This is a genomic window from Mesorhizobium sp. U510 (assembly GCF_059180695.1).
In genome coordinates this window covers 2,696,744-2,722,824 of record NZ_CP180532.1, presented here as the reverse complement: position 1 = coordinate 2,722,824, position 26,081 = coordinate 2,696,744, and the positions used below count along the sequence as shown (strand labels likewise).

Genomic DNA, 26,081 nt, shown 5'->3' with positions numbered 1-26,081 from the left:
CGAAGATACGGATTTGCCATGGACCTGGATCCTTCGACGCTCAATCGGGCGCTGCCGCTGCGCGATCAAATCTATCACAAGATCCGCAATCTGATTGTCGTCGGCCAGTTGAAGCCGGGGGAAGTCATCAACGAGGTGGCTATCGCCGAGGCGCTCGGCGTTTCGCGCACTCCGGTGCGGGAAGCGGTCAAGCGCATCAGCGACGAAGGCCTGGTGACAATCCTGGCACAGACCGGCACCTATGTCGCGCCGATCAGCCGCGCCGACCTGGAAGAGGCCTATGTCATCCGCCGGGCGCTCGAGATGGAAAGCGCCAGGCGCGCCGCCGCCAAGATGACCCCGGCGTCCGCCGAACTGCTGGAGGACAATATGGCGGCGCACAAGCTCGCCATAGCGCGCGGGCGGTATGCCACCGCGATCCAGCTCGACGACGTCTTCCATCGCACCATTGCGGAGATCTGCGGCCTGCCGATGATCTGGCGGGCGGTCGATATCTCCAAGGCACAGATGGACCGCGGCCGCTATCTCGCCATTCCCAAGCCCGGCTACGGCGAACAGACGATCGAACAGCACGAGGCCATTCTCGACTCGCTGAAGCGCCACGATGCCGAGGGCGCCGCGCAGGCGATGGAGAACCATCTCGAGACGTCGCTCCGCAACACACTCGAAGTCGCCGCCGAGCTTCTCGGCTGACGCTCGCCATCGATCGCAACGGATCAACACATGCGAAGAATGGGACTGTGTATCGGACTGAAGGGCTGAGGCGATCGCTGAATATAAGCGCGTCCATGCGCGATCTGGCCCGAGGAGCTCGCCGTCATCAGCCGTGCGAAAATCCGCACGATTTGCCCTCGGCTTCGTCGGGGAGAACTTCGGCCACCAGCGTCTTCATTGAACGAGTACCTACGTCAGTCGTGCTCGCGTCGTGCGCGGCGTGGCCAGGAGCAGGCTCGTTTCACTGCCCGTTATGCCGGCAATCAGTCGGATGCGCCGTAGCACGGCATCGAAATCGGTCAATGATGCCGTCCCGAGCTCGACCACCAGATCCCAGCGACCGTTGGTGGTATGAATGGTCGAGACTTCCGGGAAGCCGCCCAGTGCCCGGACCACGCGGTCGGCGGCGTGGCCCTCGATCTCGATGAGCATGATGCCGCGGATGCGCTGATCGACGGCGTCGGCGCGCAGCACCACCGTGTAGCCGATGATGTCGCCGGACCGTTCCAGCCGCTCCATGCGTGCCCGAACCGTGGCGCGCGAGACGCCGAGATCGATGGCGAGATCCGACACGCTGCGCCGGGCGTCATGTCGCAGCAAGGTCACGAGCCGTTCGTCCAAAGCATCCATCAGATTACCATTTCGATAAATTCTGCCGCCATTATGATAGGTTATGCTTCGCGGACTGCCAATTCTCTCTGTTCATATTGCCGGCTCGCCATGATCTCCTGTCGACCATTCGAACTTTGGCCGCGGGAAAAACAATGCGTTGCAGGATCGTCGGGGCGCCGGTGCAGGACGGCGCCGGCAGAATGGGCTGCGAAATGGGGCCGAGTGCGCTGAGGACGGCGGGGCTTGCCGAGGTGCTGTCCGGCCTCGGCCACGCTGTCGAGGATATGGGCGCCGTCCAGCCAATGCCGGCGAGGCGCGTCGTGCACGGCAACCTCGCCCTGAAGGCCCTGCCCGAAATATCGGCCTGGACATCCGCCATCGCAGCGGCAGCCTACGCGGCGAGCGAGGACGCCATGCCGATCTTTCTCGGCGGCGACCATTCGATCTCGGCCGGCACCGTGTCTGGCCTCGCCCGCCGCGCCGCCGAGGCCGGGCGCCCGCTGTTCGTGCTGTGGCTCGACGCGCATCCGGACTTCCACACGCTGGACACCACCGCCAGCGGCAATCTGCATGGTGTCCCGCTCGCGTACGCCAGCGGCCAGCCAGGTTTCAGTGGCTATTTCCCGGATCTGCCGGCGGCGGTCGATCCCAAGCGTATCTGCACCATGGGCCTGCGCAGTGTCGACCCGGCCGAGCGCAGCGCGCTCAACCAGGCGGGCGTGACCGTGCACGACATGCGCGCCATCGATGAACATGGCATCGCGCCGCTGCTGCGCGCTTTCCTGGCGCGCGTGTCTGATGAAGACGGGCTGCTGCACGTCAGTCTCGACGTTGACTTTCTCGACCCGTCGATTGCGCCGGCTGTCGGCACCACGGTTCCTGGCGGCGCGACGTTCCGCGAAGCGCATCTGGTGATGGAGATGCTGTCCGACACCGGCCTCGTCTCCAGCCTCGACCTGGTCGAGCTGAATCCTTTTCTGGACGAGCGTGGCCGAACCGCGACGCTTATGGTCGACCTGACGGCGAGCCTGATGGGCCGCCGCATCATGGATCGCCCGACCCGCAGCCATTCCGGGAGCTTTTGATCATGACCACGGCAAAGCTGAACATTGTCCCCTTCGTCAGCGTCGACCGTATGATGAAGCTGGTGCTTGCCATCGGCGTCGAGCGCTTCCTGACCGAGCTCGCCAGCTACATCGAAGAAGATTTCCGGCGCTGGGAGCTTTTCGACAAAACGCCCCGCATCGCATCACACAGCCATGACGGCGTCATCGAGCTGATGCCGACAAGCGACGGGCGGCTCTATGGCTTCAAATATGTCAACGGCCATCCCAAGAACATGCGCCAGGGCTTGCAGACGGTCACCGCTTTCGGCGTGCTTGCCGATGTCGGCAGCGGCTACCCGATGCTGCTCACCGAGATGACCATTCTCACGGCGCTGCGCACCGCCGCGACTTCCGCCGTCGCGGCCAAGTATCTGGCACCACGCGGCGCGCGCACCATGGCCATCATCGGCAATGGCGCACAGTCGGAATTCCAGGCGATCGCCTTCAAGGCGCTGACCGGCGTCGACCGGCTCAGGCTCTACGACATCGACCGATCCGCCTCGCTGAAATGCGCCAAGAACCTGGCTGCCATGGGATTTGACATCACCATCTGCGAAACCGGGCAGGAAGCGGTCGAAGGAGCCGGGATCATCACGACCGTCACCGCCGACAAGCAATGCGCCACCATCCTCACCGACAACATGGTCGGCTCCGGCGTCCACATCAACGCCGTCGGCGGCGATTGCCCCGGCAAGACCGAACTGCACAGGGACATCCTGCTGCGCTCCGACATTTTCGTCGAGTTCCCGCCGCAGACACGCATAGAGGGTGAAATCCAACAGCTTGATCCCGACCATCAGGTGACCGAGCTCTGGCAAGTGATCGCCGCCAAGGTGCCAGGCCGCCGGGACGCCAAGCAGATCACGCTGTTCGATTCCGTCGGCTTCGCCATCGAGGACTTTTCGGCGCTGCGCTATGTGCGCGACCAGCTGCAGGCAACGGGCCTCTACGAGGAGCTCGATCTGCTGGCCGATCCGGACGAACCGCGCGACCTCTATGGCATGCTGCTGAGAGCGGCCATGCAGACCGCGGCATAACAAGAACCGATGAGATGCCGCGAGCGATCCCGCAGGCATTGATAGTGACTGCGGGTCTTGTCGAACGTCCCCTCGACGAGATGAAGGGCCATCGACGTTGCCGTCACTCCACCGTCACGGATTTCGCCAGATTTCGGGGCTGGTCGACGTCGGTGCCCATGAACACGGCGGCGAAGTAGGCCAGCATCTGGATCGGCAGCGCATAGATGATCGGCGAGATGATTTCAGGCACGTCGGGCAGGATGATGGTTTCCATCGTCTTGACGCTCACCTGTGCGGCGCCTTTGCTGTCGGTGATCAGGATGATCTTGCCGCCGCGCGCCGCCACTTCCTGCATGTTCGACACGGTCTTCTCGAAAATGCGGTCATGCGGCGCAATGACGATGACCGGCATGTTCTCGTCGATCAGCGCGATCGGCCCGTGCTTCAATTCACCCGCCGCATAGCCCTCGGCATGGATGTAGGAGATTTCCTTGAGTTTTAGCGCGCCTTCCATGGCCAGCGGGAAATTGGTGTCGCGGCCGAGATAGAGCACGTCCTTGTAGCGTGACAGTTCGCGCGCGATCCGCTCGATCTGCTCTTCGAGCTTGAGCACCTGGTTGGCATAGCGCGGCGCTTCCGAAAGCGCGCGCACCAGGGTCTTTTCCTGCTCCTTCGAAATCACCCCGCGCGCCACGCCGGCGCGCACCGCAAGCGAGGCCAGCACCGACAGCTGGCAGGTGAAAGCCTTGGTCGAGGCGACGCCGATCTCGGGGCCGGCCAGTGTCGGCAGCACGACGTCGGATTCGCGCGCCATGGTCGATTCGCGCACATTGACGACGGCGCCGATCTTCATGCCGGCCTTGCGGCAATAACGCAGCGAGGCCAGCGTGTCGGCGGTCTCGCCCGATTGCGAGATGAAGAAGGCGGCGTCATTGGCCGACAGCGGCATCTCGCGGTAGCGGAACTCCGAGGCGACATCGATGTCGACCGGCAGCCGCGCATAGCGCTCGAACCAGTATTTGCCGATCAGGCCGGCGAGATAGGCGGTGCCGCAGGCCGAAATCGCCAGCCGGCCGATCTTGGCGAAGTCGAACGGCAGGTCGAGCGGCTTGGAGACGCCGGAGACGAAGTCGACATAATGCGCCAGCGTGTGCGAGATCACCTCGGGCTGTTCATGGATTTCCTTCTCCATGAAATGCCGGCGGTTGCCCTTGTCGACCATGAAGGAGGTCGACAGCGACTGCTGGCGCTTGCGCTCGACTTGTCTGCCGTCGATGTCGAAGATGGCGACGCTGTCGCGGCGCACCACCGCCCAGTCGCCGTCCTCGAGATAGGTGATCGAATTGGTGAATGGCGCCAGCGCAATGGCATCGGAGCCCAGGAACATCTCGCCGTCGCCATGGCCGACGGCCAGCGGCGGGCCATTGCGGGCGCCGACGATCAGGTCCTCATCGCCCTTGAACATGATGGCCAGCGCAAAGGCGCCTTCCAGCCGCTTCAGCGCCTGATGCGCCGCCTCGACCGGCTTCAGTCCCTTGGCCAGTTCGCGCGCCACCAGATGCGCCACGACCTCGGTGTCGGTCTGCGAGGAGAAGGCATAGCCGTCGCGGACCAGTTCGTCGCGCAGCTCGGCAAAGTTCTCGATGATGCCGTTGTGGACGATGGCGACGCCGTCGGAAAAATGCGGATGCGCATTGGTCTCGTTGGGCACGCCATGGGTGGCCCAGCGTGTGTGGCCGATGCCGATCGTGCCGTCGAGCGGCTCCTCCTTGAGCCGGCGTTCGAGGTTGATCAGCTTGCCTTCGGCGCGGCGGCGGGCGAGCTGACCATGTTCGATGGTGGCCACACCGGCCGAGTCATAGCCGCGATATTCCAGCCGCTTCAGCGTGGTGAGGATGAGCGGCGTAACCTGCGAATGGCCGACGATTCCAACGATGCCGCACATGGTTTTGCCCCCTGATCTGCAGAATTCCGGCCTTATCGCCGTAGAAGGCAAGATATCCCTCCTTGATTACGGACTGATCGTTCATTCGAAGGAGCCTACGGCCTTAATCGCGACCAGAAACCGCCATGCTGTGAAGTGGTTCGAGAGGGGGCAGGGTCAGGTAGCGGAGTTTGCGTCGTCGGCCGCGTGAAGCCGCCCGACGAACAGTTCGTTCGAATGATGCGCTTCCGTTGGCCCAGGCGCATGTTGAGGCAGCCGGCAAACCAAAACACACCCAACAGCCGGTTAGGCCCGGCCGCCTGATGCCCCCCTACAAGAGGCTGTCGGGCCGCTTGATCTATCTGGGGCTTGCACGCGAAAGCGCTCCCGACTGCCTCGCGTGCCGGAAAGCGAGCGGCGCTGGGGTCCACGCGACGAAAAACGTCAAGATGAACACGAGAAGGGTCATCCCGGCACAGGTTAAAAAGGTTGGTGGGGAATGACCGACGACCCCCGAACCTTAGGGCTGTCGCTTACAATTCTCGACGACTCTTCGCCGTTAAAGCGATGAATTGCCGGCACCCGGCATCGTTTGATTGAACGAAGACACCGAACTGATCTCTCGATACAGAAGAAAGCTCAGTCCGCGCCTTGCTGGGTCCAGGCATGCGGAAGGGGGATGCAGGGCATGAAGTTCAGAGATCTGATCAGACGTGCCGACAACAATGTGGAGAAGTCATTCGAGGATCTCGAAGCTGACTTGGCTGATGCCGTCGACGAGTGCCTTGGCTTGGATGACCTGTCGGCGCTGGCAATGGACGATGTCGCGGACCAGCCGCCCATGCCAAACGACAACAGCGAACAGGACGAGAGCGCGCAAACCAAGGATGATGCCGGCAGCGACGATGCCGGCACTCCCGAACCCGTGCGACGGCTGACCTCTCATACGCAGAGCCGTATGGCTGCCTTGAGTTCCTTTGACGGGCTGTTTCGCGATGCGAAGCTCCATTTCGAGGAGATCAACGCGAAACTGTCCGAGATCGCAAGCACACATCAGCTGACCTTTGAATTCTTTCACATCCTTCATGCCGACATTCTCCGCGCCAACGAATTGGAGCTGGCCAATCAAAGCCTGACCGCAGAGCAAAAGAGCCTGTCGGACAAGCTCAATGACCTGACCCGAAGGCATCACGAGCGTGAAAGCATGGTGGAGGCCTTGCAGCAGCGCGAGGCAAGCCTGGTTCAGGACGCCGAGGCGCTTCGTGGCGCATTGGCAGCGGCAAGGCTGGAACTCGTGGAAGCCGCGAACACCAACGCAAGAAGCCAAGCGGAATTCGGAGACCTCACAAACACGCTTGCCGCCGCGACCGTCGAGGCCGACCGGCGCGCGCGAGAAAACAAACTGCTGCGTGAAAAGAACGTCAGCCTGTCGATCGACCTGGAAAAGGCGCTGAAGCGGGAGGACGAGGCGCGGCACAGGCTGGACGCCTTCTCCACGATCCATGCCAACGAAGCCGCGCGAAATTCCGAAGTGCTTGGTGCGCTCGGCAAGAGCGAAAAGGAAGCGGCACGGCTCCACACCGCGCTCGAGGCCGCCCAGGCGAAATTGTCGGAAGTGACGGAAACCGCCAGGATCATGGAGGCGGACAAGGGTGCCGAGCTCGAACGCAGCCGTGCCGAGATCCGAGGATTGCGTTCCGAAATTCAGAATCTCCACTCGCGACTAGAGGTCGCGTCGAACGCAAGCAGCGAGGCCTCGGCCGAGATCGCCAGGCTCAAGCTTCAATGGAGCGACGCGGTGGCGGAAAAACAGGTGGCGGACGAAAGGTTGGCGGCCCTCACCAAAGAGGCCGAGACCGACAAGCTGAACCTTTCGAAGATGACCGCGAATTTCTCACAGCTTTCGCTGCAGCAGGCATCCGATCAGCTACAACTCGATATCCGCCGGCAGGAATGCGAAGACCTGCGAGCCGAAATTGCATCGGTCAACGCCCGGATCAGGGAATTGCTGCCCTATGAGAGGTTCCGTGGCGCCGCGAACGCCTTGCCGCATACGAACGATGTGGCCAAGACGCTTCCGGTGGCGGCGGAGCGAGCGGTGCGCACCGCTCGCCGTGTTCGTCGGAGGGCGCTCACCGCGTCGTAGGAGGACGAGCCAGCTGATCATATTTTGCAGCTCGCTTCCAACAGTTCGTCACGTCATTGGCGGAAAGCCCTGGACATCTGATCCGTGAGCGGCTTCAGCAGATAAGACCAGACGCTGCGTTCGTCGGTGCTGATGTGAACCTCCGCCGGCATGCCAGGTTTGAGCACCTTGGCATCGGTCAGGCAGGCCGCCTTGTTCTCGACATTGATGCGCGCCGAGAAATACGAAAGCTGTTTTTGCTGATCCTTGATCAGATCCGCCGAGATGCGCTTGACCGATCCCTGGCAAGCAGGCGTGGTGCCGGCATCGAAGGCCGGAAACCGGATGGAGACGTGCTGGCCTGGACGAACGTCATCTATGCGCGACGGGGGGATCAGAGCGTCGACGACGAGGTTGTCGGTGTCGGGGACGATCATCATGATCACCTCCCCCGGAGCGATCACACCGCCGATTGTGTGGATAGCCGATTCCTGCACCGTTCCCGATTGCGGAGCGCGGATGTTGGTTTTGGTCAGTTCGTCTTGCGCCACGACCTTGCGCTCGCTGAGTTCGGTCTGCTTGGCTTCGGTTTCACGAAGTTCGCTCGTTACTTCACTGCGCCTTTGCTCATCCAGCTGAAGAACCTGCAATTCGGTCTCGCTGACCTTGGCCTGTGCCTCAGCCACCGCCGCCGCCAGGCGTCCTGATTCTCCGTGCGCTCGGGTGGCATCCAATCGGATGTTGCTCAGTCGCTCCTTGGACACCAATTTTTTTGTATAGAGCGCCTGGACATCGCCAAGGTCTCCGTCCAGCAGGACCACGGACTGGTCTTCCGCGGCCTGCTGCGCCTTGAGGCCATCGATCTGGCGTTCGAGTTGCTTCGAGCGGCTTTCCAACTGCGCCTTCTGCCCCGTCAACGCCGTTGCGCGGCTTTCGAAGAGGGTGCGCTCTCCTCTGACCAGTGCAGCCAGCTCCGGGTCGCCCATGCGTTCTTGAAGGCTGGACGGAAGCTGCATTTCCGGCAGGCCTTGCCGCTCGGCCTCCAGCCGTGCAAGCCGCACGGTTGCGCGATCAAGATCCTCGCTGATTATCTGCAGATTGGCCCGTGTCAGCGTGTCATCCAGCCTGGCCACCACATCGCCAGCCCGCACATGATCCCCATCTTGCGCGAAGATGCCCCCGATCGTGCCGCCCGTCAGATGCTGGACTTTCTTGATGTTGCTTTCGACCACCACGGTGGCAGGCGCGATCACGGCGCCGGCGATCTTGGTCAACCCAAGCCAAAGCCCGCCGCCGACAACCAACATGGCCGTGACCGCCGCACCGAGGATCAGGTTGGACCTGATATCATCGCGCGCCTCGACCGAATTCGCCTCGACCCTTCGGCTCCCGTTATCGAACGGAGCATACGAGACCATCGTCGCGTCAGACATGAAACAGCACCTCACGCATGACCGCTCACCCCTTTCTGCATCGGAACAACCGATGCCTGCCGTTCGGCAGGCGTCGGGAAGGGCCGGATGACATTGGCCAGGACCTCCTCGCGCGAGCCGAAGGAGTGAAGCATCCCATTCGACATGACGAGTACCTTGTCGATATTGGTGAGGGCAGAAGGACGATGCGCAACAATGATGACGATGCCTCCACGTCGGCGCACCCCCAGGATCGCGCCGGCCAGGGCGGCATCGCCATCGACGTCCAGGTTTGAATTCGGCTCGTCCAGGACGACCAGAAACGGGTCGCCATAAAGTGCCCGGGCAAGCCCAACCAGTTGCCTCTGTCCGGCCGACAAGGCTGCGCCTCCCTCGCCTACGCGTGTTTGAAAACCATTCGGCAACCGCATGATCATCTTGTCGATGCCGGCGGCCCTGGCAGCCGCCAGCACGCCCTTGGCGTCGTCCTTGCCACCAAATCGCGAAATGTTGTCGGCAACCGTCCCGTCAAACAGTTCGACGTCCTGCGGCAGATAGCCGACATGAGCGCCAAGCTCTTCCGAATTCCATTGGTCGAGCGAGGCTTCGTCCAGCCTTACCCTCCCGCGAAGTGGCTGCCACACTCCAACCAGCGCGCGCACAAGTGTCGTTTTCCCAGAACCGCTCGGGCCGACAATGGCCATTCCCGCGCCCCCGGGCAGGCTAAAGCTGACATTGGCGACCGTCGGTTTTTGCTGGCCCGGCGGCGCTATTGTCAGGTCCTCGACCGCAAGCGCCGCCTGCGGGCGCGGCAGTTCCATGACTTCTTCATGCCCACCGACGACAGCCAGCACCTTGGCCAGCTGGGAATAGCTTTGCCGGAAAGCCGCGAAGCCTCGCCAGTTTGCGAGCGCAGCGTCAACCGGAGCCAACGAGCGGCCCAGCAGTATCGACGATGCTATGATCACACCTGGCGATGCTTCCCCCCCGATCACGAGATAGGCGCCCAGTCCCAGAACAGAGGACTGCAAGGCCATCCGCAGCGCCCTCGAGAGGGCACCGGTGGCGCCGACAATGTCGGAAAGCCGTTCCTGGTGCGTGAGATAGGCGTGGTTGATCTCGCTCCAGCGGCGGGCAAGCCGCCCGGAAAGGCCCATCGCGCGCACAACCTCCGCGTTGCGGCGGCCGGAATCGGCAAGATTGCGTTGCGACACCATCGTCTCGGACGCGCGTGCCGCGGATGCGCGGCCAAGGACTTCCGCTATCACCGTGAGCAGAACGACAATAATCGCACCGCTTGTTGCCAGCAGACCGAGCGCAGGATGCAGAAGATAGATGATCAGCAGATAAAACGGTATCCAAGGCGCGTCGAAGATGACGGTCGGCCCCAATCCCGAAAGGAAGCCGCGGATCTGATCCAGATCACGCAGCGGCTGTATCCGGTTCGCGTCCTGCCCGCCGATGAGCGGTAAGGACAGCGACAGGCCGAACACCCTTCGCTGCAGATTCTTATGGAGACGATTGCCTATTCGAACCAGGAGGCGAAGCCGTACGAAATCCAGCAATCCATAGACCGCGTAAAGGCCCAGCATTCCGACCGTAAATCCGACAAGGGTCGGAACGCTCTGCGAAGGCAGAACGCGGTCGTAGATCTGCAGCATATAGACGGAGCCAGTCAGGGCGAGAAGGTTTATCACCGCCGAGAAGACGCCGACGCCTACCAGCCCGGGCACGGCACCAAGCATGGCGCCACGCAGATCGGGCGAACGTATCCCTCCGGAGCTCATCGCTTGCGACCTCCGGTGAGAAATCGTTGCGCAAGCTCACTGGCCCCGTTGGCCACGGACAATTTTTGGGTTTTCAGGAGCGTATCCCTCTTTGCCTTCTAATTTACGCCCCACTAACGTACGTGGCCTTCGGTCAAAATGTAGCGAAATCGTGGCGCCGAGCCGAGAAACCCGAATCTGACGCATTAAATCAGGGGAAAACTACCGTTTTAAGGAGTACCGGAAGGCTGTGGAGGTCGCGTTCCCGGCAACGCGAGCGACACCGCGCCGTCCTTTTCGGAGGGTGAGTCGCCCCTCAGGCAAACGGCTCCAGGCCGTTTTCACGTGGCCATTTGAGTGTGCGATTCCGCTAGCGCTTCTTCGCGATAACCAGGAAATGTTGCGCCAGTTGTCCAGGAACGTGAAGAGTTCTGGACGCCTTTTCGAAGGGCTCCATCAACGCTTCACAGACTCCGGGCAAGAGGTTTCCCGGCCGGGGCAGATAGCCGTAAGGTATCATCTCCTCGACAAGGAATCCCGACGCGGTCAGGAGCTCCTTGAACTTCGCCACGCTCAGCGTGTTGCGAATTGTGCGTCCAAACAGCCGATTGAGCAGCCGGCAAACCAGGCCGATTGGTGAAGTCGCATTCATGTGAACGTTGCACACAAGACGCCCGCCGTCCTTCAAATGTTCATTTATCGCCTTCAACGCATCCCGCTTCAGCTGATCCTCGGCGTTCAGGAAGAAGCGAAATGCCGTTACGACATCAAAGGTTTCGCCGAGAGGTTCTGTTGTCATGTCGACGTGGCGCAGTCTCACATTGGGCGGAACTTGCGCGCTGCCCAGCATGGATCTCGAAATGTCGGCGCCGACCACCTCGCCAAACACGCCGGCTGCCACGCTGGTGATGCGACCTGTTCCGCATGCGAAATCGAGGCAGTTCCGGCCGGCTCCGCCCATTGGGCGAAGAACGTCCAGGATCAAGGGTTTTTCGATTTTCTCCCAAAGCGCGCCGTAGTAGCCGGACTCGTGCGTCTTGTTGTAATGCGCGCCGTAGCCCGGTGCGCAATGGCTGGCCCTGTAGTCGTCCGACACCCGGTCGCCCGGCGTGTGGACCTGCTGGTTGGACATCAGCTCCTGCCAAATTCCGGGCTCACCGGTCCGCGGCTTGGCCCGGGGAACTCGCGATGCCGAAGGCGTATCGAAAGCGTAACTTGCTGACTGAGCCATCCGAGCCGCGTTCGTCGGCGGCACCCCTTGCCTGGAATTGAGCCTCACCTGTATCTCCCGTTCGGTTGTGTTCGACGCCCTGATCGAACAGTAAGTTCCCCCAACTCATTTCTTTTTTCGGACTGCGACTAAAGCGGCCTATTGGATTGCCGCGCTTTGCAGATCGCTGCTGAACCTGGCTTCGACAGTATCTCCCGGCATCACGATCGTGTCTTCGTCAGCCGACAGCTTGCGCCACTCATCGCCGACCTTGCGGACGATCGTGACCTGAGCCCGGATTGTTTCGCCGGCAATCGGCAATGGCTGGGCGGACGCTCCGGTCGGTTGCAGCTTCTCGCTGGCGGCGTGGAGCCTGGCGGTGATATCACCCAGCCGCGCGTTGGTGTCCTTCAGATCCGTCAGCAAGGCAATCCTCCTTTGATTGTCATTGCGTTCGTGCTGCCTGACATAGTCCTCCTGCTGGCGCCGCGCTCTCATGAGCTCGACCGAGGTTTGCAGCGCACCGCTCGACGACAGAAGCAAGGCGCGCCTGACATCGGCGAGCCGAGTGTTGGTCAGATTGCCTGCATCAAACGCCTTGGTTACTTTCGCCAGGTCTTCCTGATCCGCCTTCACGCTCTCGGCCTCGACCTGTTCGCGCTTCTGCAAAACCTCGATTTGATCAGCCGCATCCTTCTCGCCCCTCTCAAGAAAAGTCTGCTCCTGCTGGAAATCGCTCAGCGCAATCTTCAGCCCGTCCGTTTCAGCCTGGGCGATCGCAGCTCCGACGCTGGGCGACAGAGGTGACCCCTGCGGCGTCTGCTTGTCGAAATCCGCCTGGCCCTGAAGTTCGGCGCGGACACGGGCGGCGTGAAAATAGTCTTTGGTGTACTCCCCCCAAAGTGTTTCGTAATCGCGCCTGAGATCAACCGGATCGGGACCCGTTTGGCCCGCCCGTGACCGCAAAAGGCTGAAGCCGCCGGAGACGGCAAGCGCCTGCCGTACGGTCATGAGCGGACGGTAGGCCTGTTGTCCAGGGGTGAGCACGTCGCCCATCACGTAGATTGGACGATACTCCACGATGATGGCGGTCACGTCGTCCGGTTTGACGACAACCATCTGCTCCCGTCCATCGGCCAGACGCACGTGAAAGATCTTGGTCGGCAAAAGCGCTTGCATGCGCGTCTGCAATTGAGACGCCGTCAGGCCTGCGACCATGATCATCCCGACCTCGGGAAGGGCGATATTGCCATCCATCTGGACCACAGCGCGCTGCGCTCGATCCGGGATCGGCGCTATCCCTATCTCGACGGTATCGCCAGGTGACAGTTGATATTGCTCGGCTTCGCCTGCGGCGGCCATCGATGTCAGGGACATCACCGCAACCGCGGCAAGAACGGTTCGTTTATTGAAGGCCATTTGCGACAATCTCCTTCTGGTTCGGGACCGGCTCCGAAGGCCACTCAACACGGGTAACGAAATCGTATACCGGGCCACCGGGCACACCCCAATTGCTCGACCAGATTACCTGTGAGCCGTCCGGCGAGGGCGAGGCATGCGTCTCGCTCCAGTAGTCGAAGTGGGTGTTCTGCGTTTCCACGATACGGCGGACCTCTCCGCTGCCGTCCGTGCGCACCGCAATGACCTGCTGCGCGTAAGGCGCCCAGTCCGGGTGCTGCGATACTTCGGCTGGCGTTCCGCCATAGCTCAGGAACGCCCAGCCGGGCCTGTCCAGGGACCTGAGCGACGCATGCATGGCCTCGCCATATTTCATCAGCGACGTGACCTTGCCGTCGGCCAATCGGCGCTTGATCACCTGATATATGTCGGGATTCGATTTGCTGATCCCGACATAGATTTCGCTGCCGTCGGCATCGACCGTCATGTCGCCGTGACCGGGCCGGTGGTGCTCCATCCACTTCTGTTGCAAGACGCCGTCGATGGAAAAGACGAAGGTCGGTTCATGGTCTTCCGACAATGCCTGTGAGCACACAATATTGATCCCCAGCGGAGAGATCGAGCAGGAGCCGGTGGTCCCCGGAAGCTGGGTAAGATCGATATCCGGGAATTTCCGCCGCTGCTTGAGGTCGTAGCCAAAGACCACCGATTTGCCGTCATTGCGCGTTGCACGCACCGCAATACGGTTGCCGTCGCGGCTCGGATTGCCTTTGTAAGGTCCGAACTGAAGTTTGCTGTAGGCTGCCGTGTCGAACACGACATCCTCATGATTTGTGCGCGGCGCCCAGGTGTAAATCTGCCTGCCAGCGACGCAGATCATCAGCTGGGGATCCCTGGGATGCCACTCGCATTCAGTTTCATTCGAGCGGTCGCGATGGAACAATGGCACGTAGCTGTGCCCGTCGAGGAAGCACATGCCACCACAACCATTGACGATCACGAGAAGGCTCTGGTCAGCATTCCAGGCCTGTGCACTCGAGTAACGGTGGGTGCAGTATTTCTTCCCGCAGACACCCGCCAGGCCGAGAATTCCAGGCTGGGTGATCCGTACGAAAGTCGTGCCGGACCAGGGATCCGTTGCTTCGCCAAGATAGTCCGGCAGGTTTTTCACCGGTGGTGTGGCCGACGTTTGCGATGCGCTGCTTTCGCGACCACCGAGCATATAAATATTCGCGAACATGGCACCGGCAATCAGCAGCAGTACCAACATGTGCCGGCGGAGCAGGGTCATGTCATGTAACCCATTTCGCGCCGTACCCGGCCTTCACTAAGGCGCGCGCGCCACCATGCGATCGTTCGCTCCAGCCCGTCGCGCAGGCTGGTCTGCGCCTGCCACCCAGTCTCGCCTTCAAAACGCGAGGAATCGGCGAGCAAGGCGCGAACCTCCGAATTTTGCGGCCGCAAACGCCTTTCGTCACGATGGACCGGTTTCTTGGAACCGCTTAGTTCCAGGACAAGATCCAATACGTCGGAGATGGTCACGGCGCGTTGGCTGCCGGCATTGTAGGCGTGGCCGAATTCGAGCCCGGCCAGGCCCGCGGTCTGGAAGGCCGCCGCGGTGTCTTCGACAAAGGTCAGGTCACGGATCGGGCTCGTATCGCCGACCATGATCGCCGGGCAATTCGGATCGAGAGCCTGCCGGATGATGGTCGGCACGATGGCGCGTTCGCTCTGGCGCGGACCATAAGTGTTGAAGGGCCGCATGATGACCACAGGGACATCGAACGACCTGGCGTAGGACTCCGCCATCATGTCGGCGCCTATCTTGGATGCCGAATAGGGCGACTGTCCCTGCAGCGGATGCGTTTCGCTGATGGGCATGGTCTGGGCGGTTCCATAGACCTCGCTCGTGGAGGTATGCACCACCCGCTCCGTCTCCCATTGACGCGCCGCTTCAAGAACGTTCACCGTACCCAGGATGTTGGTTTCCACATAGGACTGGGCAGCCGCGTAGGAATATGGAATCGCAATGAGCGCAGCCAGGTGAAACACGACGGCCTGACCGCGCACGATCCGGTTCAGGAACGCGCTGTCGCGGACGTCACCGCGGACGAGCTTCAGCTGGCTGCGGATCTTGTCCGGCAAATCGTCCAGCCATCCATGGCTGTCGAAGGAATTGTAAAGCGCCAGAGCAGTGACATCCGCGCCGTTGCGGACGAGCGCCTCAGTGAGATGCGAACCGATAAATCCATCCGCGCCTGTCACCAGAACTTTCTTGCCGTTGTAGCTCATGACTGCGCATTCCCTTGGCTGACTGGAGCGCTTTTCCTTTTGGGGTTCATACGTCGATCGGCTGTGATGGAACCCAGCCGACAACCGCCAGGACGCCACGCGCCATCCACACGATGTCGGAGACGATGGTGCGCTGCGGATAATAGGAGAGGTCGAGTTTGGCCTTGGCGGGGAACATAACCTCCCGATAGAACAGGATCGGATCCGCGGATCGGGGGAAGAAATGCGCCTCGTGCCGGAAGACAACCTGGGTTGGCCCCAGCAGGCCGGGCTTGTATTGCAGGACCGCCTCGAGGCCGCCTCGGAAACAATCGGCGAAAGCCATGCTCTCGGGTCGTGGCCCGACGATCGCCATTTCGCCTTTGAGGACGTTCCACAGCTGCGGCAGTTCGTCGAACTTTGTTGCCGCGAGGAACCGGCCCACCGTCGTCATGCGGCTGTCGCCCACGACGGTCAGTGCGAGGCCTTGGGAACCGCAGTTCACACCGAACTTGCGAAATTTGTACATGCGGAAGGGTCGGCCACCGGCGCCCATGCGGGTCTGTGCGAACAAGATCGAGCCACCGCCTTCGAGCAGAAGCGCTCCGGCGATCAAAAGCATCAGCGGTGCAAATACGATGAGCGCGGCGCCCGCGACCGCGAGATCGATCGAGCGTCGCGCCAAACCATGAGCGGGGTTTGAGACGAAGCGCCGATGAAGGGAACGGTCCGACGCATTCATGCCGCAGTTCCTGTTTGGGCACCGCCGTTGAGTGCGCTTGCAAGTGCAGCCACAACCGCCTCGGCGAGAGTTGAGGTGATTTGAGGGTGCAGCGGGATTGTCAGCTCTCGCTGAGCAAAGTCCTCTGTACGCGGCAGAGTGATGTCGGGATAACGCTCGCGATAGAACGTCATCTGGTGCACCGGCGGATAATGGATCGTGGTCTGTATCCCCTGCGTCCGCAGTTCGTCGATCACGTCCTGCCGCCTTGCGTAGCGCGGCAGGAGGATCGGCATGATGTGGTGAGCCGACGTCCGGGGTTCGCTGAATGGAATGGTCACGGCCGGGCAATGTTCCGCGATGAGGCGCCGATACAGGACGGCCAGGATACGCCTGATCTCGTTCCACTCTTGCAGGTTCTGCAGTTGAACGAGCCCGATTGCCGCACGCATTTCGTCCATGCGGTAGTTGAACCCGAGCATCGTGACATCATATTGCGGGGTACGGCTGTTCAGCCGCTGGTGCGTCCCGCTGGTCATCCCGTGCCCGCGGGCTTGGCGAACCCTGTCGAGCAGATCGGAATCACGGGCGATCACGGCGCCGCCTTCCGCCGTCGTCATGTTCTTGTTGCCATAGAAGCTGAAGGCCGCCGCAGTGCCGAACGTTCCCACTTCCCTCAGGCCAGGGGCATGCGCGGCGTCCTCGATGATATGGAGCCCTCGAACCCGGGCGAACCGCTGCCATTGTTCCCTATTGGCGAGATAGCCCGCGAAGTGAACGAGAATGACCGCCTTCGTGCGCGATGTGCACCGCGCTTCGGCTTCCGCGAGAGACATCAACGGCACGTCGACCGACTCGATATCGACGAAGACCGGAGTCGCTCCGACATAAAGCACCGCATTCGCGGTCGCCACGAAAGTCAGCGACGGGACCAATACTTCGTCGCCGGGTCCTATTCCCAGTGCATGCAGGATGAGATGAAGCGCTGCGGTGCAGGAACCAACCGCCACGCAATCTCGCGCGCCATGCATATCGGCAAAGGCCAGTTCGAATGCGCGCACCTGCTCCCCCATGGTAAGCCAGCCGCTGTCAATCACCTTTGACAAGGCTGCCTTCTCCGGCTCGCCTAGAATTGGGGCGCTCACCAAGAGCATCTTGACCTCCTAAAGATCCTTGTGATGGGTTCGGCCTCTACATCCGGATTTCATGCGGCCGCGGCGGCTACCTCGATCGAGGTCGACTGCTCTTCCCAGGCAATCGCCTGCGCATTTTGGAAGTCATCGACGCGACCGATATCGAGCCAGAGACCGTCATGCTTGTACACGTGCACGGTCGTGCCACCCTGCATCATCTGCAACATCAGGTCATCGAACCCGAATGGGATGCCCGAAGGTATGAACCGCAGGACATCCGGGTTCATGCAGTAAATCCCCATGCTGACAAGGTGGGAAAGCGTCGGCTTTTCCCGGAAGAGCTGAACGGCATTGTCGACCTCGTCGATGACGCCGAAATCCATCTTGATGAGGCGGCAGGCAGTGGCGATCGTAACCGGATCCTTATGCATGCGGTGCGCCGCCACAAACCGGCTGAGGCTCAGGTCGGTAAGAACATCGCCGTTGAGCACGACAAAGGTCTCGTTCAGTTCATCCCTGATCAGAGAGAGAGGCCCAATGGTGCCCAATGGCTCCATTTCCTGCGTGTATTTGATCTTCAGATTCCATTGCGATCCGTCGCCGCAGACGCTACGGATCAGGTGCCCGAGATACCCGGTCGTGATATAGACCTCCTCGATGCCGTTGCGCCGCAGCCACTTCAGAAGCAGCTCAAGAACGGGCCTGGCTCCTATCGGCATCAAGGGTTTCGGTAGGACCGACGTGAAGGGCCGAAGGCGCGTACCCATCCCACCACATTGAATCACCGCTTTCATCCGATCCTCCTGATTTGCAGTTGCCTGTGTCCGGGCATTTCGTGTTCGAGCTCATTCGGACCTGGCATTCCGTCAAATCCGGCTCGACCCTCGGCGGCAATCCGAACATCATACTTGAAGGGTATGTGACAGCCGGGGCGGCTGTCGTCGTGCATTCGAATGGTACCGATCCGAAGCGTTTCCGGTATTAGATAACCGTGAGATCAAGGACGGACCCAAGCATCTGGACCTGGCCATGAGACCAATGAAGCCGAACGAGTCCTGCGATCAAAAAGCAGCGATCCGCCAAGTGCCGGAACCATCCCGCGCACCCTCGGTGAAGGCAAGTGCCGCCATCAAAATGCCCTGCCGCACACCGAACATTGGAGGCGGGCACTCGATATCGCTCGGTAGGCAGGCACGGGACGCCAGCGTTAAAAAAAATAACGACGGCTCTCACAAATTAGTATTATATTAGCCATGTGTGATGTGCGTGGGTTGGGACGCTGCGACCATCACAGTGATGTGATGACCAGCGGTTGGCCACGACTTTTAGACTCACCGCGGTTCCGACCATCACAGAGGACTGGGAGGTTCCAGCGAGTGTTCTCGTCGGGAACCGGGTAACGCGTTGGGGTAGTTCAATGTATCGGATCGTCATCGCCGACGATCACGGCTTGTATCGGCGCGGCCTTCGGCTGGCACTTTTGGCTGGAATTCCAAACGCCGAAATATTCGAGGCCTCGTGTTTCGATGCTGTGGTCAATCTTCTAGAGGAGCAGGCATCCATCGATCTTGCGATCCTCGACCTGAACATGCCGGGGCTGGTTAACCAGGAGGTGCTCAGCGACGTTCTGTCTGCGTATCCTGACACACGTTTTGCGATCGTTTCCGGGGACGATTCCCGCTCGGAGATCCTGACCGCTCTTTCGATCGGGCTTCATGGTTACATCGTCAAATCGCAAAAAGACGAAGAAGTCGTTTTGGCGGTAAATGAGATCCTTGCAGGCCGGATCTATGTACCATCACTCTTGTCTCGAACGTCTGCCGACCAGAGAGCGTATGCCGCCCTCCCCTCGGTGAAAAATCCAATCCGTCAGCGCATGGGCTCAAGCGATCTTGGCAGACTGACGTCGAGGCAAAGGGACGTCCTCAAGCTGATGGCGGAAGGGTACTCGAACAAGGAGATCGCCCGCAATCTGGATATTGCCGAAGCGACAACGAAAATCCATGCCGCCGCCATTCTGCGCGAGCTCGGGGTGCGAAACCGGACTGAAGCAGCCGTTTTGCTGCAAACGTGGATGTCGAGAAATATGAACTGATGTTTGCCACCCGAAGCGGGAAGCGGTTCGGGCCGGCATGCATGGGATAGACTTAGGCGCGTGCCATGACACCGGCGCGCTTTTGATCGTCTTACTGTGCATGTGCCCAAATCCGAAGTCGCTTTCGGAGCGGCAGGCACTACAACTCAATTTCCTTCCGCGATAACCGCAACGAATATCGCAGTCCATACTCCGATATTTCCAATTTCGGCGAATGCCCGACAAGCGGCGTGCCGTCCACGCCGATTATCATGGACCCGAACCCATGGCGCACGACGTTTGAGTTCTTCCGACCTCCCGATTCCACCCAATCGAAAACCAGATCGTCCCCTGCCCCGTCGGATGCGAATTGCCACTTAACTCCGACCTTGCCTTGTGAGTCACCCAACGCGCCGTGTTTCACGGAGTTTGTCGTCAGCTCGTGAAGGATCATCGCAAAGCTCTCTGCGACGCCACTTGGCACTGTGAGCGAGGGGCCACTGATCGTTATGTCCCGTGTCTCCTTGAAGGGCTGCAGCTCCCGAGCCACGAGATCGTGGAGCATCCCCGACAGGCTCTTATGACGAGACAGGATGAGATGCGTCGCTTCCAGCGTTCTGATCCGATCGATCAGCATCTCCTTGTATTTGGCAACGTCGTTCTCGGGAACATTGATCATTTTTACCAGGGCCGTGATCACCGGGAACAAATTGCTGAACCGATGGCGGTCTTCGAGCATGATGCGCTCGTGCTTCTTTACGGCGGCGCGAAGAAGCGTGGTCTGTCGACGTTCTGTCAGATCGGCCGCCACCCCGATGCGCATTGCGCGGTCGCCATGTTCTTCCTGCCGTCCGCGCAGAGCAACCCAGCGTATGTGCCCGTCCATCCGCCTGACACGAATCTCGACGTCGTAGTTCACTGCCTGCGAGGGTTTTGCCGAGGCAGCCAATTTCGGCCAGTCGGCCGGATGGACCACGGCCGAGAGTTCTTCCAAGGGGCGGACGGGCTTGGAGGGCAGGCCGAGAATGTCCCAGAACTTGCCGGAGCCCGCGACTGTCCCCTCCTTGATATCTATTCGCCACGTGCCCAGGCGTCCGGCAGACAGAGCGAGATCGAGCCATTCCTTCTGAGCCCGGAGGGCCTCGCGTGCGGCTCGTCGCTCGGAAATATCGTCGACCACCACGAACACGCTTTCGGTGGATGCCTCGTCAGGCCGCGACGAGGACAGGGCCAGACGAGCCCAGAATGCCTTGCCGTCCTTGCGCAACACGCGAATATCGGCCGCGGACGACGCGGCGCCATTATCCAGATCCTTCAACAAGGCCCGCACGGCATCTCGATCGTCGGGAAGAACGAGCCCTTCCAGCTTCAGCTGGGCAAGCTCCTTTTCTCCGTAGCCGGTCATCTCAAAAAAACGTCTGTTCGATTGCAACAGTTCGCCACGTCGATTGGCATTTGCAAAACCCAAGGCAGCGCGCTCGAAGGCCCAACGATAGCGGCTCTCGGCTGCATCGATGGCAGCGAGCCTCGCCTCTGCAACCTCGAGCGCCCCGCGCAAATCCTGTCGCAGGCGATGGAACACGGATGCGATCAGGCCACCCGAGACCAGAAGGAAGATAGCGCTCGTCCAGTCTTCAGCTGAGAGTTGGGCGTTCAGGACGCGTCGCATCCACAAGCCGGCGGCGGCCATGAGAAGCGTTACGGCGATGGCAACCAACCGCCCTTCGAGGTACACGATAACAATAATTACGGGGATAAACGCAATAAACGTAACCCCCTGGCCGATGTATATCGTATTTATCGCTTCGAGTATTATCGATCCGGCAAGCACCAATAGCGAAGCTACATGAGCCAACGGGGTGCTTGACACGTTCGATTTAAGCCAGCGCAGATACGAACCCATGCGCCCAGACTACATCCTTATGTCTAGTTCGTCGAGACTAGGCCACGAGGAGGCAGCCTAATACCACTGCCGGATTGCCATGCCTTTGCCTGCGAATAGAATCAGGATCGGCAGGGTTCTTCAGGAAGCCATATTCAAGGAACGCTGCGGAAAAACCTTCCGCAGATTTCTACAATTGTGTCGAAATTCGAGTCGAAGGAGCAAGTTCCCGCCAGCAGGCGGAATTCAAATCAAGTAAATCATACAAAATTTACTTGAGTGGGCAGCAACTAGGGTTGGGGTAGAAGCGATGACACTGATTGAGAGGCGCAACGAAACCGTTGCAGTCAGCCAATACATTGTATTGAAAGATTCTCGTCACGCACGTCCGATACATCTTTCGGATCGGCCAGACGCCAGACCTGGCGGGCCGCAGCGACGCAGTTTGGAATCCATAACCGGCATGCTTGAGCGTATCGGCTGCGGCTATATCGTGCTGGACCGCGACAGGAAAGTAATCGAATGGAACGCAGCCGCGCAGGAGACGCTTGAGCGCCAGGGCGAAGCGGCTGACACGGCCGTCGAGCTGTCCGCAGGGCTAAGGCGGCTGGTCGCGAATGTTCCGGTCCATTTCCAGCCGGGATTACTCTCATGGGTGGTGATCCGCAGCAGAGGCGATAGGCCTGTGATCCTGAATGAGGCGGGCGTCGTCACACCCGACGGGACAAGCATCGTCGCATTGCTGGACCGGGAGAACACATCGGCGGCCAACCCTCAGACCTTGCAAAGGATGTTCGGTCTGACCAGCGCGGAGACGCAGCTGGCATTGCGCCTGGCGCAAGGCGATGCGCCCCTGGAGATTGCTCGCAGTTGGCATCTCAGTCGCACGACGATCCGCTCCCAGCTTGCCTCGCTGTTCGCCAAGACCGAAACAAGGCGTCAGGCTGAACTGGTTGCTCTTCTGGGACGCATTTCGGTCCTGCCATGAAATAGCGATTTCGGCGGGCGTCAGCACCCGCTCGAATTCAGCAAACCGAGATATGTGCCATGGCAACGCGGCCGCAAATTCTGCGGCCGCGGTTGCGCAGATTGCAAAGCTGGCGGTGCCATCTCCAGCCTGTCCACGCGCTATCGAACGCGGGCGGAGCGCGGAATCTCACAATTGGAGTGACTTGCCATGGTCGAACCAAATTCGACGGTCCACAAGCTGGCTGATGCCGCTCGTACGCGGTCGGATGGTGCTGTACTGAAACTTGCACGCGCGGGACCGATCGTCGTCACAGGTGCCGCCGGTTTCATCGGGTTTCATGTCGCGTTGCGGCTTTTGCGGCGCGGCCTTGTCGTTATCGGCGTCGACAATTTTGCGCCCTACTACGACGTCGTGCTGAAGGAGGCGCGATTTGCGCAGCTCTGTGCCGAGCCGAGGTTCACTCCCATGCGGATGGACCTGGCGGACCAGGCGCGGGTGAAGGCGCTGTTTTCCGACTTCCAGCCATCGCACTTCGTGCACCTCGCCGCCCAGGCTGGGGTGCGTTATTCGCTCGCCGACCCGCATGCCTATGTGCAGTCGAATATAGTGGCGTTTCTCAATGTTCTGGAGGGCTGCCGGCACGCCGGCGTCAGCCATCTCGTCTATGCCTCGTCGAGTTCCGTTTACGGCGCCAATCGAAGCATACCGTTTTCCGAGCACCATGGCGCCAGTCATCCGGTCAGCTTCTATGCCGCGACCAAAAGCGCAAACGAATGCATGGCGCATTCCTACAGCCACCTGTTCGGCTTGCCGGTGACAGGATTGCGCTTCTTCACCGTCTATGGTCCATGGGGCAGGCCTGACATGGCAGTCTATACGTTCACCCATGCCATCGCCGAGGGGCGCACGATCGAGATTGCCAATGCCGGCCGCGTATGGCGAGATTTCACCTATATCGACGACATCGTAGAGGGGGTGGTTCGCGTGCTCGCCGCGCCGCCTCGTCCGGATCCGGACTGGGACAGCCGCGCGGCTGACCCCGCCACAAGTTCGGCGCCATATCGGATCTACAATATCGGCAATGACCGGCCCGAAGAAATCAACCGTCTGATCGCGATCATCGAAGCTGCCCTTGGCCGCCGCGCCCTTCGCGTCAACGTGCCTTTACCTCCAGGTGACGTCCTGAAAACCCGCGCCGACGTCAGCGATCTCCGCCGCGCTGTCGGCTTCGCACCGGCGACGGCACTGGAGGACGGCGTGCAACGTTTCGTGGAATGGTACCGGGATTTCCATGCAAGCCCCGTCGGCCGAGAACGACAAGCATTCGTTCAGGCATAGGGCGAGACGACGGGAGGCCGGACGGCCGCCACTGACCTGCTCCTTCAACCATGTTGGAGGCATGGGCTAGCGGTCGCACGCCGATCGATGCGCCGGCGCTGTCGTGAGGGACATCATCGATGGATCGGCCACTTCATTTGCCGGCTCTCAATAACCAGTTCCATTGTAGGCCGCCAATCGCGCTTGGCCTGATCGAGAGCAGGGCAGACACCAAGCCAGGCAGCATCTTCAGTCGCTTGCCGATATAGACCGCCATGGCAACGTTCCAGATGGCCAGGGCAAGCGCGACACCGACAGCCGCGCCAATTGGGCCGTATATCTCGACGCCCACGGCACAGGCTATGACGTTGGCCGCCGCGCCGGCGATCATGGTCGTTGCCGCGGCCCATTCGTTTCCGGTCATCGCCAGCAGATTCTGCTGAGGCCCGCACAGCGCAACAAAAACATAGCCCAAAATGAGAACCCGCGCGATTGGCGCTCCCGCAGCAAAGCCCTCCCCGAAGAAGCTCAAGAACGGCTCGGCAATCACCATCATTGGGATGGCCACCGCGATGGCGCCGCCCGCAGACAGCAAGGTGGCCCGCGCGAACAGCTGCTGCAGGCCTTTATGATCGCCTCTGGCATGCAGGTCGGCCGCTGTAGGCGAAAACATGGTAGCGACAGCGATGCGGGAAAGCCCCACAAGCATCGCCACGTTCAACGCCAGGGCGAAAATACCGGCCTCACGGATATGGTTGGTCCAGCCCAACACCAGCACGCCGGCACGACTGACGAAAACATCGAGGCCGGTGATGAGCATGAGCGGGGGGACGGCAAGCCACCATCCCCTCGGTTCGTAAGCGGGCTGAGCCTGCCGCAGGCCAGGTGGTTCAAACTTCCTGGCGGTGATGAACACCAGCGCAACCGTGATGGCCGAACTTGTCAGCACCGCCAGCATCACTTGCGGCGCGTGCACCGCCCACAATCCGGACCCGGCCATGATCGCCACCAATACCAGCAGCAGCCCGTCTCGCACGATGCGCTCCGGCAACAATGCCGAAACCACGCCGCCGAAAGCACGCACAAGCGTAGCGCCAATGGCATAAGCGGTAATCAAGGGTACGGCCGCCATGCCAAGCATGGTGCTTATCTCAAGTCCTCTTTGCGTATGATCCGGTTGCGCCTGCTCTGAAAAGAAAAGGACCAAGGCAGCACCCGCCATCCCGAACAGTGTCGCCGCGAGCAGCGATCTCCGCAGGGCGAATCTTATCACCCCTCGCGCCAGATCAAGCCTGCCGTTGGCTCTATAGGCGGGCACAAAACGCAACAGGGACACATTGAAACCAAGCGTTGCCAGATAGGCGAGCACGGAGGTCCAGGCTAGAACGTAGGCATAGATTCCGTAGTCGCGAGGCCCGATGAGGCGCGCAATGGCCAGCTGTGCAAGGCTGGTCAGCCCAGCACCTCCGATATAGATCAAGAGGGCGAAGACGCTCGCCCTCGCGAGCCGTGAGCCGACGTCCCTATTTCGCCGGGGTGTGGCTATTGGAAGAGCACCGGCGGGATGGCCCGGAGACTTTCGAGACACGCGACTATCGATTGCCGCAGCATGCGCAAGTGGTGCGCTTTCTTTTTGGTCTCGATTTGCGAATCCTTTATCCATCCGTGACAGCGCGGAAATGATTTGCTTCTCGACCTTACAAATACTTTTGAGCCCTGATTGACTGTCGGCGTTCTCAACGGAAACGACACTTCGGCCGGAAATCGCGAGGAGATCGTTTATCGATTCGAACACGCCAAAGGCGCTCATATTCACGTCCAAGTCGGCCTCGAAAATCCGCTCCGCCGGCGGCTCGTGCTCCATCCGATGTCTGAGACGGCTCTCAACGATCGCAGATGGCACCACCAGCCTGATGGTGAGATCGGCCGGCGGCGCGAGGCTGAGCGCCTTTTCGAGCGCTTCGCGGTCGTTGCCCCCATTGAACATCGCCAGCGATCCAATCGCTTGAACGTATCCTTGATCGAATATGACAATTTCGGGCGATTGCTTCGCGGCGCTCCAGCAACGCGAAAGGTGCAAGATATATCGCCAGATCCGGGCGCGCCACATTCGTTTCTTTGGCGGTATCAACCTTACCATCGACACCGAACTTGAAATATCGTCCAGTCGCCCGATCGACGATAGAAATATTCCAGCAGTCGAGAATATCGCCGATACTATTCTGGAGACGAACAGAATGATCCCAAGGTCGAAGCTTCCGGCCCTGGTGCTGGGCTTATAGCTGAGAGCGACCTTGGCGTGATAGCCTTTCCCGCGCAACTGCTGCGCGAGCGCATGCGCAAATGTTGTTTTGCCGGATCCTGGCGGTCCGAAAAATTCAATGATCATTCTGGGGCAGGTCCGATTGCTGGAACGCAGTTGGTTCC

General features: G+C 60.6%; 20 protein-coding genes. 7 read left to right on the top strand and 13 right to left on the bottom strand.

The window, feature by feature from the left end:
* The first annotated feature begins 18 nt into the window (after positions 1-18).
* On the top strand, positions 19-693 hold the full coding sequence (locus ACLGL5_RS14765) for a GntR family transcriptional regulator (protein ID WP_064986351.1): 675 nt from the start codon (positions 19-21) through the stop codon (positions 691-693).
* A gap of 210 nt (positions 694-903) precedes the next feature.
* On the opposite strand, the gene ACLGL5_RS14760 is transcribed toward ACLGL5_RS14765, so the two are convergent.
* On the bottom strand, positions 904-1,344 hold the full coding sequence (locus ACLGL5_RS14760) for an Lrp/AsnC family transcriptional regulator (RefSeq protein ID WP_038644816.1): 441 nt from the start codon (positions 1,342-1,344) through the stop codon (positions 904-906).
* Positions 1,345-1,478: 134 nt separating this feature from the next.
* Between ACLGL5_RS14760 and rocF the strand changes: the two genes are divergently transcribed.
* Both rocF and ocd read left to right on the top strand, forming a co-directional pair.
* A complete protein-coding gene (rocF, locus tag ACLGL5_RS14755) occupies positions 1,479-2,411 on the top strand; it encodes an arginase (protein WP_019860107.1) in 933 nt (310 codons plus the stop codon).
* 2 nt (positions 2,412-2,413) lie between these two features.
* Positions 2,414-3,469, top strand: coding sequence for an ornithine cyclodeaminase (gene ocd / locus ACLGL5_RS14750; RefSeq protein WP_064986349.1), 1,056 nt, complete (start codon positions 2,414-2,416; stop codon positions 3,467-3,469).
* Positions 3,470-3,572: 103 nt separating this feature from the next.
* On the opposite strand, the gene glmS is transcribed toward ocd, so the two are convergent.
* Positions 3,573-5,396, bottom strand: a complete 1,824-nt coding sequence (gene glmS, locus ACLGL5_RS14745; RefSeq protein ID WP_069091388.1) for a glutamine--fructose-6-phosphate transaminase (isomerizing) — start codon at positions 5,394-5,396, stop codon at positions 3,573-3,575.
* A gap of 667 nt (positions 5,397-6,063) precedes the next feature.
* Between glmS and ACLGL5_RS14740 the strand changes: the two genes are divergently transcribed.
* Complete coding sequence (locus ACLGL5_RS14740; protein ID WP_027047195.1) at positions 6,064-7,521, top strand: coiled-coil domain-containing protein; 1,458 nt, start codon at positions 6,064-6,066, stop codon at positions 7,519-7,521.
* A 53-nt stretch (positions 7,522-7,574) separates the two neighbouring features.
* Here ACLGL5_RS14740 and ACLGL5_RS14735 read toward each other — a convergent pair whose 3' ends face one another.
* The 9 genes from ACLGL5_RS14735 to ACLGL5_RS14695 all read right to left on the bottom strand — a co-directional run bounded on the left by ACLGL5_RS14735 (position 7,575) and on the right by ACLGL5_RS14695 (position 18,205).
* A complete protein-coding gene (locus tag ACLGL5_RS14735; RefSeq protein ID WP_019860110.1) occupies positions 7,575-8,918 on the bottom strand; it encodes an HlyD family type I secretion periplasmic adaptor subunit in 1,344 nt (447 codons plus the stop codon).
* Between the two features lie 26 nt (positions 8,919-8,944).
* On the bottom strand, positions 8,945-10,657 hold the full coding sequence (locus ACLGL5_RS14730) for a type I secretion system permease/ATPase (protein ID WP_245307083.1): 1,713 nt from the start codon (positions 10,655-10,657) through the stop codon (positions 8,945-8,947).
* 391 nt (positions 10,658-11,048) lie between these two features.
* Positions 11,049-11,810: a class I SAM-dependent methyltransferase gene (locus tag ACLGL5_RS14725; RefSeq protein ID WP_038644810.1), complete on the bottom strand. Its 762-nt coding sequence runs from the start codon at positions 11,808-11,810 to the stop codon at positions 11,049-11,051.
* Positions 11,811-12,047: 237 nt separating this feature from the next.
* Positions 12,048-13,307, bottom strand: coding sequence for a polysaccharide biosynthesis/export family protein (locus tag ACLGL5_RS14720; RefSeq protein ID WP_069091384.1), 1,260 nt, complete (start codon positions 13,305-13,307; stop codon positions 12,048-12,050).
* A complete protein-coding gene (locus tag ACLGL5_RS14715) occupies positions 13,294-14,577 on the bottom strand; it encodes a hypothetical protein (protein WP_069091383.1) in 1,284 nt (427 codons plus the stop codon). Before ACLGL5_RS14715 ends, ACLGL5_RS14720 begins: the two co-directional genes overlap by 14 nt.
* Positions 14,574-15,578 carry an NAD-dependent epimerase/dehydratase family protein gene (locus ACLGL5_RS14710; RefSeq protein WP_019860115.1) on the bottom strand — a complete coding sequence of 335 codons (1,005 nt, stop codon included), beginning with the start codon at positions 15,576-15,578 and terminating at the stop codon, positions 14,574-14,576. The genes ACLGL5_RS14715 and ACLGL5_RS14710 overlap by 4 nt, the downstream gene beginning before the upstream one ends.
* Before the next feature lie 46 nt (positions 15,579-15,624).
* Positions 15,625-16,299, bottom strand: coding sequence for a sugar transferase (locus ACLGL5_RS14705; RefSeq protein ID WP_494372930.1), 675 nt, complete (start codon positions 16,297-16,299; stop codon positions 15,625-15,627).
* Positions 16,296-17,432 carry a DegT/DnrJ/EryC1/StrS family aminotransferase gene (locus ACLGL5_RS14700; protein ID WP_038644803.1) on the bottom strand — a complete coding sequence of 379 codons (1,137 nt, stop codon included), beginning with the start codon at positions 17,430-17,432 and terminating at the stop codon, positions 16,296-16,298. The genes ACLGL5_RS14705 and ACLGL5_RS14700 overlap by 4 nt, the downstream gene beginning before the upstream one ends.
* Positions 17,433-17,482: 50 nt before the next feature.
* Complete coding sequence (locus ACLGL5_RS14695; protein ID WP_069091382.1) at positions 17,483-18,205, bottom strand: nucleotidyltransferase family protein; 723 nt, start codon at positions 18,203-18,205, stop codon at positions 17,483-17,485.
* 623 nt (positions 18,206-18,828) lie between these two features.
* Here ACLGL5_RS14695 and ACLGL5_RS14690 point away from each other — a divergent pair.
* Positions 18,829-19,506: a LuxR C-terminal-related transcriptional regulator gene (locus tag ACLGL5_RS14690; RefSeq protein WP_019860122.1), complete on the top strand. Its 678-nt coding sequence runs from the start codon at positions 18,829-18,831 to the stop codon at positions 19,504-19,506.
* A 139-nt stretch (positions 19,507-19,645) separates the two neighbouring features.
* On the opposite strand, the gene ACLGL5_RS14685 is transcribed toward ACLGL5_RS14690, so the two are convergent.
* Positions 19,646-21,388 carry a sensor histidine kinase gene (locus tag ACLGL5_RS14685; protein WP_038644798.1) on the bottom strand — a complete coding sequence of 581 codons (1,743 nt, stop codon included), beginning with the start codon at positions 21,386-21,388 and terminating at the stop codon, positions 19,646-19,648.
* Between the two features lie 289 nt (positions 21,389-21,677).
* On the opposite strand from ACLGL5_RS14685, the gene ACLGL5_RS14680 reads away from it, so the two are divergent.
* On the top strand, positions 21,678-22,355 hold the full coding sequence (locus tag ACLGL5_RS14680; protein WP_019860125.1) for a helix-turn-helix transcriptional regulator: 678 nt from the start codon (positions 21,678-21,680) through the stop codon (positions 22,353-22,355).
* Between the two features lie 258 nt (positions 22,356-22,613).
* Positions 22,614-23,675, top strand: a complete 1,062-nt coding sequence (locus tag ACLGL5_RS14675) for an NAD-dependent epimerase/dehydratase family protein (protein WP_083246932.1) — start codon at positions 22,614-22,616, stop codon at positions 23,673-23,675.
* 133 nt (positions 23,676-23,808) lie between these two features.
* On the opposite strand, the gene ACLGL5_RS14670 is transcribed toward ACLGL5_RS14675, so the two are convergent.
* Positions 23,809-26,043, bottom strand: coding sequence for an oligosaccharide flippase family protein (locus ACLGL5_RS14670; protein WP_064986338.1), 2,235 nt, complete (start codon positions 26,041-26,043; stop codon positions 23,809-23,811).
* Positions 26,044-26,081: the final 38 nt, after the last annotated feature.

What these genes read in the sequence shown, in the direction of transcription:
- ACLGL5_RS14765 (WP_064986351.1), top strand. Translation starts at nt 19, where the DNA reads ATGGACCTGGATCCTTCGACGCTCAATCGGGCGCTGCCGCTGCGCGAT.
- ACLGL5_RS14760 (WP_038644816.1), bottom strand. Translation starts at nt 1,344, where the DNA reads ATGGATGCTTTGGACGAACGGCTCGTGACCTTGCTGCGACATGACGCC.
- rocF (WP_019860107.1), top strand. Translation starts at nt 1,479, where the DNA reads ATGCGTTGCAGGATCGTCGGGGCGCCGGTGCAGGACGGCGCCGGCAGA.
- ocd (WP_064986349.1), top strand. Translation starts at nt 2,414, where the DNA reads ATGACCACGGCAAAGCTGAACATTGTCCCCTTCGTCAGCGTCGACCGT.
- glmS (WP_069091388.1), bottom strand. Translation starts at nt 5,396, where the DNA reads ATGTGCGGCATCGTTGGAATCGTCGGCCATTCGCAGGTTACGCCGCTC.
- ACLGL5_RS14740 (WP_027047195.1), top strand. Translation starts at nt 6,064, where the DNA reads ATGAAGTTCAGAGATCTGATCAGACGTGCCGACAACAATGTGGAGAAG.
- ACLGL5_RS14735 (WP_019860110.1), bottom strand. Translation starts at nt 8,918, where the DNA reads ATGGTCTCGTATGCTCCGTTCGATAACGGGAGCCGAAGGGTCGAGGCG.
- ACLGL5_RS14730 (WP_245307083.1), bottom strand. Translation starts at nt 10,657, where the DNA reads ATGCTTGGTGCCGTGCCCGGGCTGGTAGGCGTCGGCGTCTTCTCGGCG.
- ACLGL5_RS14725 (WP_038644810.1), bottom strand. Translation starts at nt 11,810, where the DNA reads ATGTCCAACCAGCAGGTCCACACGCCGGGCGACCGGGTGTCGGACGAC.
- ACLGL5_RS14720 (WP_069091384.1), bottom strand. Translation starts at nt 13,307, where the DNA reads ATGGCCTTCAATAAACGAACCGTTCTTGCCGCGGTTGCGGTGATGTCC.
- ACLGL5_RS14715 (WP_069091383.1), bottom strand. Translation starts at nt 14,577, where the DNA reads ATGACCCTGCTCCGCCGGCACATGTTGGTACTGCTGCTGATTGCCGGT.
- ACLGL5_RS14710 (WP_019860115.1), bottom strand. Translation starts at nt 15,578, where the DNA reads ATGAGCTACAACGGCAAGAAAGTTCTGGTGACAGGCGCGGATGGATTT.
- ACLGL5_RS14705 (WP_494372930.1), bottom strand. Translation starts at nt 16,299, where the DNA reads ATGAATGCGTCGGACCGTTCCCTTCATCGGCGCTTCGTCTCAAACCCC.
- ACLGL5_RS14700 (WP_038644803.1), bottom strand. Translation starts at nt 17,432, where the DNA reads ATGCTCTTGGTGAGCGCCCCAATTCTAGGCGAGCCGGAGAAGGCAGCC.
- ACLGL5_RS14695 (WP_069091382.1), bottom strand. Translation starts at nt 18,205, where the DNA reads ATGAAAGCGGTGATTCAATGTGGTGGGATGGGTACGCGCCTTCGGCCC.
- ACLGL5_RS14690 (WP_019860122.1), top strand. Translation starts at nt 18,829, where the DNA reads ATGTATCGGATCGTCATCGCCGACGATCACGGCTTGTATCGGCGCGGC.
- ACLGL5_RS14685 (WP_038644798.1), bottom strand. Translation starts at nt 21,388, where the DNA reads ATGGGTTCGTATCTGCGCTGGCTTAAATCGAACGTGTCAAGCACCCCG.
- ACLGL5_RS14680 (WP_019860125.1), top strand. Translation starts at nt 21,678, where the DNA reads ATGACACTGATTGAGAGGCGCAACGAAACCGTTGCAGTCAGCCAATAC.
- ACLGL5_RS14670 (WP_064986338.1), bottom strand. Translation starts at nt 26,043, where the DNA reads ATGATCATTGAATTTTTCGGACCGCCAGGATCCGGCAAAACAACATTT.